This is a genomic window from Mucilaginibacter sp. L196 (assembly GCF_009765905.1).
In the GTDB taxonomy this organism is placed as follows: domain Bacteria; phylum Bacteroidota; class Bacteroidia; order Sphingobacteriales; family Sphingobacteriaceae; genus Mucilaginibacter.
Window position 1 is genome coordinate 1426308 of record NZ_LMUO01000019.1, and the last position, 12654, is coordinate 1438961.

Annotated in this window: 9 protein-coding genes; 4 read left to right on the forward strand and 5 right to left on the reverse strand. The window is 41.0% G+C overall.

Annotation, left to right across the window (positions count from 1 at the left end; translation table 11 throughout):
• Positions 1-18 precede the first annotated feature (18 nt).
• Together GSQ74_RS22485 and tilS are read right to left on the reverse strand one after the other, a co-directional pair.
• A complete protein-coding gene (locus GSQ74_RS22485) occupies positions 19-501 on the reverse strand; it encodes a hypothetical protein (protein ID WP_158996430.1) in 483 nt (160 codons plus the stop codon).
• Positions 498-1829 (reverse strand): tRNA lysidine(34) synthetase TilS, encoded by a 1332-nt coding sequence (gene tilS, locus GSQ74_RS22490; RefSeq protein WP_158996431.1) that lies wholly within the window; start codon positions 1827-1829, stop codon positions 498-500. Before tilS ends, GSQ74_RS22485 begins: the two co-directional genes overlap by 4 nt.
• A 51-nt stretch (positions 1830-1880) precedes the next feature.
• On the opposite strand from tilS, the gene GSQ74_RS22495 reads away from it, so the two are divergent.
• Positions 1881-4361, forward strand: coding sequence for an OstA-like protein (locus tag GSQ74_RS22495; RefSeq protein WP_158996432.1), 2481 nt, complete (start codon positions 1881-1883; stop codon positions 4359-4361).
• 337 nt (positions 4362-4698) lie between these two features.
• Here the strand turns inward: GSQ74_RS22495 and GSQ74_RS22500 are convergent, their stop codons facing one another.
• The 3 genes from GSQ74_RS22500 to GSQ74_RS22510 form a co-directional block, all read right to left on the reverse strand.
• Positions 4699-5190 (reverse strand): cytidine deaminase, encoded by a 492-nt coding sequence (locus tag GSQ74_RS22500; protein WP_158996433.1) that lies wholly within the window; start codon positions 5188-5190, stop codon positions 4699-4701.
• 242 nt (positions 5191-5432) lie between these two features.
• Positions 5433-7325 (reverse strand): DNA topoisomerase IV subunit B, encoded by a 1893-nt coding sequence (locus GSQ74_RS22505; RefSeq protein WP_158996434.1) that lies wholly within the window; start codon positions 7323-7325, stop codon positions 5433-5435.
• Positions 7326-7529: 204 nt separating this feature from the next.
• The gene (locus GSQ74_RS22510; protein WP_158996435.1) at positions 7530-8159 is read right to left on the reverse strand and encodes a hypothetical protein; all 630 of its coding nucleotides are present in this window, start codon (positions 8157-8159) and stop codon (positions 7530-7532) included.
• 190 nt (positions 8160-8349) lie between these two features.
• Here GSQ74_RS22510 and GSQ74_RS22515 point away from each other — a divergent pair, with 190 nt between their 5' ends.
• The 3 genes from GSQ74_RS22515 (at position 8350) to GSQ74_RS22525 (ending at position 12461) form a co-directional block, all read left to right on the forward strand.
• The gene (locus GSQ74_RS22515; protein ID WP_158996436.1) at positions 8350-9981 is read left to right on the forward strand and encodes an ABC transporter substrate-binding protein; all 1632 of its coding nucleotides are present in this window, start codon (positions 8350-8352) and stop codon (positions 9979-9981) included.
• Positions 9982-10074: 93 nt separating this feature from the next.
• Positions 10075-11943: a M61 family metallopeptidase gene (locus tag GSQ74_RS22520; RefSeq protein WP_158996437.1), complete on the forward strand. Its 1869-nt coding sequence runs from the start codon at positions 10075-10077 to the stop codon at positions 11941-11943.
• Positions 11943-12461 carry an AAA family ATPase gene (locus tag GSQ74_RS22525; RefSeq protein ID WP_158996438.1) on the forward strand — a complete coding sequence of 173 codons (519 nt, stop codon included), beginning with the start codon at positions 11943-11945 and terminating at the stop codon, positions 12459-12461. Before GSQ74_RS22520 ends, GSQ74_RS22525 begins: the two co-directional genes overlap by 1 nt.
• Positions 12462-12654: the final 193 nt, after the last annotated feature.

Below are 12654 nucleotides of genomic sequence, written 5' to 3' on the forward strand. Positions count from 1 at the left end.
ATTAGGATAATTTAATGCTTAGGGGCGGTTTTTCATTTCAGCAAGTATGGCTCTTAAAAATTCATTAGGCTGTTGTGAGCCAATAATATATACCAAACCATCCCGGTCTGTTAAGTGTATAGCCTCTTTGCCGCCAGTGTAAAAACGGATGGTTCCTTTACTATGCAAGTTATAAACCGGATTGTTAAACAGGTAGCGGCTATACTCGCCTTTTTCTGCTTTAACAATGCTGTTTAAATCAATTTTTACCAGGCGGGTAGTCCACAAACCGTCAAGCAAAATACTTTTATTAATAACGCGTGTGCGGAAATGCAGCAGAAAGCCCATAATGATAGAAATAACCAAAATGGCAAAACCTACCACCACCAATAAAGCATTAGACCGCTGATCGGTAAAAAAGTAGGCAGCAAAACAGAACATTGACATTACCAGGCGTATGGTAATGGGAATAAACTCCCTGCCCAGGTATTGTTTTTCAATAAAATCGGGTTTATCGCTCATGTTTTAATTAATTTGAATATAGTAACTTTTTTAGTGTTTTTGCTCACTTTGTAATGTTCGCTGCTTCGGTAACCGGCAAGCCAAATGATGTCGCCATTACCGTTTACCAATAATGGCACCTGTGTTTTTTGATGCACGGGTATTTTCTGGTCGATGAAATAATCACTCAGTTTCTTCCTGGTTTTCATCCCCAACGGGTAAAAATAATCACTTTGCTGCCAGGCACGCATAGTTAATGGATAAACCAGCAAATCAGCATCAATACTTACGGCTAAGGGATTGTCTTTTACAATCAGCGGGCTCTCATCATGTAGCAAGGTTATTTTGTAGTTGTTATAATTAACCATATGCTCATTGGGGTTGATGGTTATTTCAGTAGGATGATCCTTTTTTAGGGTGATGATGATGTTCTCCCTGTCGAGTATCAGCCTGTAACCTAAACTTTCAAAAATCCTGCCCGAATGTTTATCCAGCGAAGCGATCAGATCATCAACGGCCGTTTCATTAAAACCATAAGGTTGCAGCAGGTTAAATAGTAGCAGCCGTTTGGGTTCTAACTTTCTTACCGCTTCCAATGGCACATGAATTTCATCGTCCTGTTGGATAAGCAGCTCTTTCTTTAATTCTGACAACTTTAATTCCAGCAGCGTTTCCATATCCCTGAAATGCTGCAAATTGTTTTCGAATGTTTTTTCCAAACTGGGGTTTAGTTCCTTAAGCTTGGGAATAACTTCGTGGCGTATTTTGTTACGGGCATATTTTACGGATAAATTGGAGCTGTCTTCCACATATTGCAGGCTGTTTTGCTTAATCAACAGCTTAATATCCTCACGGTTCAAAAATAACAATGGCCTCACCAGGTCACCATTTTTAGTCAAGATGCCATGTAAACCCGCTATCCCCGTGCCACGTGTAAGATTTAACAATATAGTTTCAATCGTATCGTTTTGATGATGCGCGAGTGCAATAGCATCATAACCATGCTGTTGTTTAAGTTGTTGAAACCACTGATAGCGTAAATCGCGGGCTGCCATCTGGATGGAGATCTTGTGGTTGGCGGCATAGTCGGTGGTATCAAAGTTGATGGTGTAAAATGGTACGCCGAATTGTTGAGCAAGGTTTTTGCAAAATTCCTGATCAGCAATGGCATCATCGCCGCGCAACTGAAAGTTACAATGAGCAATGCTAAAATTATACCCGGCCGCTTTTAACAGGTGCGCCATTAAAACAGAATCCATGCCACCGCTAACCGCGGCAAGCACTTTGCCGGCAGGTTTGAACAGTTTGTTTTGTTCAATAAAATCAGTAAATTGTTTAACCGGCAGCATTCATCAAAATTATTAATTTAATAACCCCAACAAAAAACTAATTTTGCCATTGTGAGTAAATACCTTATAATTTTTTTATTACTGCTGACGGCGGGTAATGTTATCGCCCAAAAAAAAGCGTCAAAAGTAAATTTAATTTCATCTAGTAAAAGCCAGGGTGTTAAGATCAATGGCCTGGATGTAATTAAGGTATATAATGGTATCTGGAGCCAGGACCGCACCCGCATGAGTTCGGATAGCGCCTACTTTTACCAAAGCGCCAACGCTTTTGATGCCTTTGGCCATGTAGCCATAAACCAGGGAGATACACTAAATATTTACTCAGATAAACTGAATTACAACGGTAATACCAAAGTTGCCATATTAACCGATAATGTAAAAATGGTTGATAAAGAAGCGACCCTAACCACCAACTTTTTTAATTATAACACCGCTACCCGCATTGGTACTTATACAAACGGTGGTAAGCTGGTGAGTAAAACCAATACACTGGTAAGCCAGAACGGTTATTATTTTGCAGGTACACACGATGCCTATTTCAGGTATAATGTGGTTTGTACTACAAATGACGCGATGATTTATACCGATACTATGCGCTATAACTCGCAAACACGTATAAATTATTTTTATGGACCAACACGTATTTATGGCACCAAGGATAAGGATACGCTTTTAACAGATAACGGCACTTACAATACCATAGTTGAACAGGCGCTGTTCACCAAAAATAACTTATATAAACAGGGTACCAAGTCATTAACCGGCGATACCTTGTTTTATGATAGGTTGAAGGGCTACGGGCGATCTGTTAAACACGTAATCTTTAATGATGATGAGCAAAAAATAACCATTAGGGGCGGTTTGGGAACATATTTTAAGAAGAACGACCTGGCGATAGTTACCCGCGACCCATACGTGATTTTGGTTACTGAAAACTCAGATTCGACTAAAAAGGATACTTCAAAAGTACATCCTTTGTCAATTCCCACAAAAAAAGAACTTAAAAAAGCATTAGCGAATAACAAGACTAAGATAGATAGCAAGAAACTGACTGGCGGCCAACAGCAATTAATTGATTCAGTAAGCAGGAAGTTGACTATGCCGGTTATCGATTCATTCCGTAAAAAGATTCCGAACAAAATGAGTGCGGACTCAGCCGGGAAAATACTATCGGCACAAAGCAAAAAAATAAGTATGCCTGATCTGGGTAAAATAAAATCGGGCATAAAGAAATTGCAAAAAAACAAGCTTGATACTAACGAAATTGTAACGAGTAAGCCACTGATTATACCCAAAGATACAAGCAAAGTTAAAAAGGATTCGGTCTATATGTCGGCTGATACAATTGAGACGCGAATACTGACATATAAAGAACTTATTGTACTACAGGAGCAGGAACGATTATCGCATATTAGAGACACTACGATTAAAAAAACACCATCTATTATTTATAAGGTTGCCCCTAAGTTTTTGAGCATAGAAGCACCAAAGTTTGCAAGGGATACCAGCTATCATCACCGGGATTATTTTGGGCACCCAAAACCTAAACCCGTACACGTAAAGCCTAAGAAGGACCAGATCATAGCTAAGAGTAAAAAGGTTGTTAAAATTGATTCCACATTTTTAGACCGGAAAATAGTGTTGAAGGATACCGCAAGGATAAGGATATTGTATGCTTTCCATAGCGCGAAAATATTTAAATCGGACTTGCAGGCTAAGGCAGATTCGATGTTTTATAGTAATAGCGACTCCACCATACGATGTTATACCAAGCCAATGATATGGACGCAGGGCTCGCAATTATCCGGCGATACTATTAACCTCATCATGAAAAACAAAAAGCTGGATAAGATGGATATGTATCCCAATGCTTTTATTGTAAATATAGAGAAAAATGATTCTACGCATTTTAACCAGGTTGGCGGCAAGAAAATGCGGGGCTTTTTTAAAGATAATAAATTAGGCCGTGTGTTTTTTGATGGGAATGTGGAGTGTATATACTTTGTACACGACAGTACAACCCATTTAGTTACAGATATGCAGCGGTCATTTGCGAGCAGGATGCGGTTAAACTTAAAGAATAACGAGGTAACCGACCTTGCATTTTTAACCAAACCAGACCATCGTTATATACCTATTGACAAGGTTAAGGAGGATGAAAAGATATTAAAAGGCTTTTTATGGAAACCGAAGGACAGGCCAATATCCAAAGAGTCGGTGCTGCCATCATACAATAAGTTGCGCGATACCACTACCAAACATGCTGCCGGGGCTCCCCGCCCTAAGAAGATGTATTCAGGTAAAGACGGCAAGGCTTTGCCGGGTGTAAAGGCCGCGGCAGATAGTGTATTGAATAAGCAACCCGGAGGCTTACCAAGTAGTTCACCAGGAGCCAATAGTAAAACTGATAGCACCACTAAAAAAACACCGGTTATTAAGCCTGCTGTAATAAATACCAGGAAGGACTCAACCAGCGTTAAACCAATTAGTTTGGGACCGCCGGTTAATGCGAAAAAGGATACGATAAATTAGATTTTGGCCTCGAAACACACCAGGTAAAGGTGTTTTGTACTGTTAAAAAAACTTTCACAAAACACTTGGAAATTAGCGACTTTGTACTTAACTTAGTGTAACCAATTTGCAAACCCCAATTGCAATAAAAAGATAAACCAGGAGAAATCGCTATGAAAAAGAAATCTACTGTAGTTAATCAGCCGGATAAGACTGAAGCTATCAAGCCAGAAGTGTTAATGCCTCAAAACCACATTCAAATTAACCATTCAACGCACTCACTATGCGATCATTCGCATGGCCGGTCTAAATTTGCGTTTGGCAGCGACCGAGGGCCCGCTTTTTTTTAACCGGGCGTTTACTGCGTAATCAACCTGTCTTCAAAAAATAAAAAAGGCAGCTGGTTTTGTATGCCCTTTATTTTCCAGATGGGGCCTTGCTGGCAATAAAGGATAATATTGATCTGCTGATCCTGCTTTTTTTCGTATTCGGCTAAAACTTGCAGGCATGAGCCGCATGAGGTAATTGGCTTAGTGATCGTAAACTCATCAGAATGTGCTGTAATAGCCATCGTAACGATAGGATCATCGGGGTGATTAGCTCCCCAGTAAAATAGCGCTACACGCTCCGCACATAGGCCTGATGGATATGCTACGTTTTCCTGGTTACTGGCATGTATTATTTTACCGCTTTGTAATTCCATAGCCACACCCACCCTGAATTTTGAATATGGTGAATGTGAGTTTTTTAGCGATTTAACGCTTTCAAGACACAGGTGTTTGTCGGATGTATTAAGTTCGTGTAAGTTATCGTACTCCTGAAAAGCTATTTTTATTTCGTGATTTACCATTATGTATCCCCGTAAAATTGTGGGGGGATACAAGATAGATAAAAATTTAATTAAGAAACTAACTGGAGTATTTATTTATTGTCAAATCTATCTTTTCATAGATAAACTATGGGCTGGCGCCTCCTCTCTTGAGAGAGGAGTGGAGAGTGCCTTAATACATAGCGACGAACCCACCCCTGCCAGTTCACGTACCCACTTCACCCCCTCCAAGGAGGGGAACTTAAAGCAGATACCTGAAAATATTACACCGCTACATCCAGCGTAACACTTTCCAAATCCTCAGCTACTAATGGGTTAATGCTTTCATCATCCTTTTCAACGCGCAGGTTGTTTACAATGTGTTGCTGGCGGGTTGGGGTATTTTTGCCCATGAAGTACTCCAGTAAGCCTTTGATGTTGGCATCTTTCAGTATAACCGGGTCGAGGCGGATGTCTTTACCGATGAATAAACCGAATTCTTCAGGCGAGATTTCTCCCAAACCTTTAAATCGGGTTATTTCGGGCTTGGTGCCTAGCTTGGCTATGGCATTGCGGCGCTCTTCGTCGCTGTAACAATAAATGGTTTCCTTTTTATTACGCACACGGAATAATGGCGTTTGCAGGATAAATACGTGTCCTGCTTTTACCAAATCCGGGAAAAATTGCAGGAAGAAGGTCATTAACAGCAAGCGTATGTGCATGCCATCAACATCGGCATCGGTAGCTATTACAATATTGTTGTAGCGTAATCCATCCAAACCATCCTCAATATTTAAAGCGTGTTGCAGCAGGTTAAATTCCTCGTTTTCATAAACCACTTTTTTGGTTAGCCCATAGCAGTTTAGCGGTTTTCCTTTTAGACTGAATACCGCCTGAGTTTGTACATCACGTGATTTGGTGATTGATCCGCTGGCCGAGTCACCTTCGGTGATGAATAGGGTGGTATCTTGCTTGCGTTCGTGGGTGTCTTCAAAATGCAATTTGCAGTCGCGGAGTTTACGGTTGTGCAATGATGCTTTTTTGGCGCGCTCGTTAGCCAGTTTTTTAATGCCGGCAATATCCTTGCGCTCCCGCTCTGATTGCATAATGCGTTTAAGCAAAGCATCGGCGACAGCAGGGTTTTTATGCAGATAGTTGTCAAGTTCTTTCTTAAGAAAGTCATTGATAAACCCACGGACAGATGGCCCGTCTGGTCCAACGTTTTGCGAGCCTAATTTGGTTTTGGTCTGCGACTCAAATACCGGTTCCTGAACTTTGATGGCTATGGCGGCAACAATAGACGCACGTACATCCGAAGCATCAAACTCTTTTTTATAAAACTCACGGATGGTTTTTACCACCGCTTCGCGGAAAGCCGCCTGGTGTGTACCGCCCTGAGTAGTGTGCTGCCCGTTAACGAATGAATAATATTCTTCGCCGTATTGCTGGCCGTGGGTCATGGCTATCTCAATATCCTCACCTTTTAGGTGGATAATTGGGTAGCGGATGTTTTCCACATCGGTGTTTTTATTCAGGAGGTCATAGAGGCCACGTTCCGATAAATACTTCTGACCATTAAAGTTGATGGTTAGCCCGGCGTTCAGAAATACGTAGTTCCAGATCATGTTTTCTACAAACTCCGGTATAAAGCGGTAATGCCTGAAGATGGTATCATCCGGTAAAAAGTTAATGGCGGTACCATTGCGTTGGGACGTTTCTTTTTCGGCTTCTTCGCGAATCAGCTCACCTTTAGCAAATTCAGCAATTTTGGTACGCCCATCACGATAAGATTGTACGGTAAAGCTATTGGATAAAGCGTTTACCGCTTTGGTACCTACGCCATTTAGTCCTACCGATTTTTGGAAAGCTTTGCTATCGTATTTACCACCGGTATTTATTTTAGATACGCAATCAATCACTTTTCCCAGAGGGATGCCACGGCCATAATCGCGCACAGCCACTTTATGATCGCTCATGCTGATCTCGATAGAACGGCCCGCGCCCATCACAAACTCATCAATAGAGTTATCTACAATTTCTTTCAGCAAAACGTAAACGCCGTCATCATAAGCCGATCCATCGCCCAGCTTGCCAATATACATGCCGGGGCGTAAACGGATATGCTCTTTCCAGTCTAACGACCGTATACTATCATCATCGTAATTTACTTCTGCCATTTTTATTATCAAGTATTTAGTATCAGATTGCCTGCAAAGTCGTTGAGTTGACTCACCCCGACTGCGCTGCGCTGGTCGACCCTCTCTTCGCCTGCGGCGGAAAGAGGGTGAAACACATTTTCGGCAATGTGTTCTTACAAAAATAAAATATTGGGGCTGAAATGCGAATGCAATTATGTTAACTTATTAACAAAATCGGGGGTTTCAGGGGGTGAATTTAAAAGAATGGCTAACACTGTTTACATCGCGGTAAAAATCAGGGTCTTTATAATTGGTAAAAAAGATGGCGACCAGTGTTCCGGTATGATTTTTTTGCAGGGAAACAATCAGCGCATATTTGTAATGATGAATTACCGGCATATCGCGCAGGTTTAATAAATATGATTTACCCGCATCCGCGTTATACTCAGCGAGTACATCCGCGGGTATATTACGAACCATATAGTTGTTGTTGCCGGTTAACCCTATCGCATAGGCTTTGCCAATATCCACATACATAGAATCGGGATTAGCAAGTTCCGCTTTTTTGTTATTCCGGGCGTTTTCATAGCTCAACCAATTTTGCTTTTGTGATCGAACCATTACCCAGATTTCGCAATTATGTTGAGGTTCTTCCAGTGCGAAATCAAAAGAGAAGTAGTCGTTGTTTATTGCTTTAACTTCATTAAATCCTGTTGGGAAGGCAAACTGAAGATCAGCTTCTTTTAATAAAAGATAAAAATCTTTGCGTTGGCTATTTGCCCGCAGAGGTTTAGTTTGGGCAAAAGTATATGAACTGCAATAAAAAAATATTGCAAAGGATACTATAAATAATAGAGGTTTAGACTGTTTCACAATAGTTTTTATTTCTTAGGGAAAACAAAAAACTTAATAATCTAAGTTATGCGAATTTTTTTTAACTATAGAATATTTATTAATAAATATTAAACAATATGATTTTAATAAACCACTTATTGTAAAATAATAAATAGAGCGTGTTACTAAGTTAAGATGAACAACCACATTTTAACGATATTAGCAGTATATGAACAAAATGGTTAATTGGTTTTTGGCTATTTCGTTGCTATTAGTTGCCGCCTGTGGTACTAATAGTAGCGATTATCATAAAACTATTTTCAATATTAACCTTGATGATGACCTTACCTCGCTCGATCCTGCTTTTGCGCGGAACCAAAATGCCATTTGGATGGATAACCAGCTTTATAATGGATTAGTACAGTTGGATGATAACCTAAAGGTGAAGCCCTGTATTGCCAAAAGCTGGGAAATAAACGCAGATGGGCTACAATATACTTTTCATTTAAGGAATGATGTGTTTTTTCAGGATGATGACCGATTTAAAAATGGATTGGGGCGAAAGGTTACCGCAGCCGATTTTGTTTACAGCTTTGGGCGATTAATAGATGCCAAGGTCGGTTCATCCGGATCATGGATATTTAGTGATAAGGTTGCGGGGATGCACAACTTCGTGGCGCTGAACGACAGCACTTTTAGCATACAATTAAAACAACCATTCCCTCCTTTACTAAGTTTGTTGAGTTCGGCATATTGCTCGGTAGTGCCGTATGAAGTAGTCGATTTTTATGGTAAGGATTTCAGAAGCCATCCAGTGGGTACAGGTCCGTTTAAATTTAAGTACTGGAAAGAGGGTGAGGTTTTGGTGTTTTTAAAGAATGAAAGATATTGGGAAAGGGATAGTATAGGTAACAAATTGCCTTACTTAGATGCGGTGCGGGCCAGCTTTATCCCTGATAAGCAAACGGCTTTTATGGCTTTCATTAAAAAAGACCTGGATTTTTTTAACGGGATAAATGGTAGCTACCGCGATGATATTCTGACAAAAAGCGGCCATATCACACAAAAATATAAAGGCAAGTTTATTATTGTTACCCACCCTTATTTAAACACGGAATATTTAGGGATAATAGTAGATACTAATCTTTCGATATTAAAGCATTCTCCATTAAGGTTTTTGAAGATACGGCAGGCCATTAATTATGCTATCGACAGGCAAAGCATGATAAAATATTTGCGCAACAGCATGTGTACGCCGGGTAATGCAGGGTTTATACCTAAGGGCATGCCTGGCTTTGATGACAAAAAGGTTACGGGCTATAATTATGATCCTGAAAAAGCAAGGAGGTTACTTGCAGAGGCTGGTTTCCCGAATGGCAACGGTTTGCCCGAAATTACATTGACCACTGTAAGCAGTTACCGCGACCTGATAGAATATATACAAGGCGAACTTAACCAAATAGGAATTAAAACCCGTGTGGAAGTGATGGAAGGTGCAAGCCTGCGAGAACTGATCGCCAAAAACGGGGTGAACTTTTTTCGGGCATCGTGGAATGCGGATTACCCTGATGGCGAGAATTATTTGTCGGTTTTTTACTCGAAGAATAGAGCGCCTATCGGCCCAAATTATACCGTGTTTAGTAGTAAACGATTTGATGCGCTGTATAACCAAAGCTATCTCGAAAAAAATGATAGCGCCCGTTATGCGCTTTATCAGCAAATGGACAATTTAATGATGCAGCAATCGCCGGTGGTGGTTTTGTATTATGACAATTTGGTAAACCTTTATCAGAATAATATTAGTGGCTACTGTGTTAACGGGATGAATTTGCTGACGTTGAAATATGTTAGAAAAAGGTGATTGGGCTGATTGTTGATTGAATCCAATCTGTAATGAAATTGATAGCTTCCGTTTAGTGATTTTATATTAATTTCAGCTTTATTTTAACTGAATATGAAAAAGCTGTTTTTAATACTCGTTGCAACGGCATTTGCCATTGGTGCTTTTGCTCAAACTGCCCTAAAACCAATATTTTATTCCATATCATTCCCTAATGCGGCCCACCACGAGGCTGAAATTGTAATGACCCTGCCGCAAACTACTGATGGCCCTATAAAATTCAGAATGAGCCGCTCATCCGCCGGGCGATATGCAACTCACGAATTTGGGAAAAACATCTATAATGTTAAGGCTACGGATGTTGATGGCAATGTGCTTGATCTGATACAACTTGAAGGCGATTTATATGAATTAAAGGTACATCCCGAAATAGTAAAAGTAAGCTATACCCTTTTTGCTGATTGGACAGACGGCACTTATGCCTGCATCGACCCAAGTCACGCCCACCTAAATTTTCCTGCTGTTTTTCTGTGGACCGTAGGTCAGGATGCCCGCCCGATAAAAGTTGAATTTAATGATCTGGATACTTATGGATGGAAAGTAGCTACGCAATTACCGCATGTTGGCGATAATATTTACTCGGCGCCAAACCTGCAATATTTGTTTGATAGCCCTACCGAGCTTTCCAACTTTAAAGAAACCAGCTGGCCTGTTGTAAATACTGACGGCAAAACAGAAAAAATAAACTTGGTAGCTCACTCCGACGATAGCCAGGAAACGATAGACAACTTTGGTAAAATGGTACAAAAAGTTGTACTGGAAGAAAAGGCTGTTTATGGCGAGCTACCTTCATATGACTATGGCGAATACACCTTTTTAGATGACGTTTATCCGTCAAATTCCGGCGATGGCATGGAGCACCGTAACTCCACCTGTATTGTGGAAACGGACAAGCAAATTGCCGGTAACGAAATTGACGAACTAAGCACATTCGCGCACGAGTATTTCCATTGCTGGAATGTGAAACGCATCCGCCCAAAATCATTAGAACCGTTTGACTTTTCACATGCCAACATGAGCAGCGAACTTTGGTTTGCCGAAGGGTTTACCCAATACTATGGCGAAATGCTATTAGTGCGTGCAGGCTTTCATAGTGTGGATGATTATACGCAAACATTGTCGGGCTTAATCAATTCTGTATTAAACTCACCGGCGGCGGCTAAATATCCGCAAACACAAATGAGCCGTTACGCGGTGTATGCCGATAACGGGGTATCTATAGATCCGGTTAACAGCAACAATACTTATCTGTCTTATTATTACTACGGAGGCGCTACCGCCGTAGCGCTTGACCTGCGTTTACGCAGCGAGTTTAACCTGACACTTGACGATTATATGAAAGCTGTTTGGCTTGCTGTAGGCAAGGTACAAAGGCCTTATACCATCCCCGATCTGCAAAAAATACTGGGCAAGCTTACCAATCCTAAATTCGCTGATGACTTTTTTACCCGTTACATCTACGGAGTAGAAAAAAACAACTATGAAGCATTGCTGGCTAAAGCGGGTTTAATATTACAAAAAGCCGCTCCGGGTAAAGCCTGGGCTGGTCCACTGGGTTATGGCTATGGACGGAGAAGAGCTGGTTCAGCAAATGTAACGGCTACCGAAGGGCTTGCATTGCAGTCGACAACCTTGGCTGGCTCACCTATTTATAAAGCAGGTTTAGATGCAGGTGATATTATTTTAAAGGCAGATGGTAAAGTGATTACCGATGCAAAATCATTTAATGATGTTGTTGCTTCAAAAAACATTGGCGATAAAATAGTGGTTGATTATAAAAACCGTACCGGCGCGCATACTGCTACGGTAACTTTAGAAGAAAACCCATACTTTGAAGTGGTTACTTTTGAAAAAGCGGGCAAAACATTAACTAAGGAACAACAGGATTTCCGCAATAGCTGGTTATCCTCAAAAGTTAAATAATGGCTATACCAAAAATTGCTATTGTAGGGCCGGAGTCGACGGGTAAATCAACCATGTCGGCTTATTTGGCGAAGTATTATAATACCATTTGGGTACCTGAATACGCCCGCGATTATTGCGCAAAGCTAACCGAGCCCTGCACATGGCAGGATGAACGCAATATGTTTTATGGCCAGCTGGATTTGGAAGCCGCTATGCTACCGCTGGCCAATGGGTTGCTTATTTGCGATACCACGTTTATTACGGTAAAAATATGGAGCGATTATACCTTTGGTCGTACGCCACAGGAGGTTTTGGACGAATTGCCCAAGCACCCTTATGACCTTTACCTGTTATTAGATATTGACTTACCCTGGGAGGAAGACCCGTTACGCGATTTCCCGCATATGCGTGAGCATTTTATGGGCATTTGGTTGAAAGAGCTGCAGGCTTTGGATGCCCGTTATGTGCTTATTTCCGGAACAGGCGATGACCGTTATGATAACGCGATTAAAGCTATTGATGAGTTTATTGGGTAGGTATCTGCCTCGATGTGAAAGAATATGTTGAAAGTATTAAACTTTGTCATTCTGTGCATAGCGAAGAATCTGTAAAGTAGTTTACATCGTACAGATTCTTCGCTATGCACAGAATGACAAATCTGTAGAGCTATCGGGAGGTGCTCCTCACGTTAAGGATAGTAGCGGATACCGGCCCATAGTTAAGGCCTAT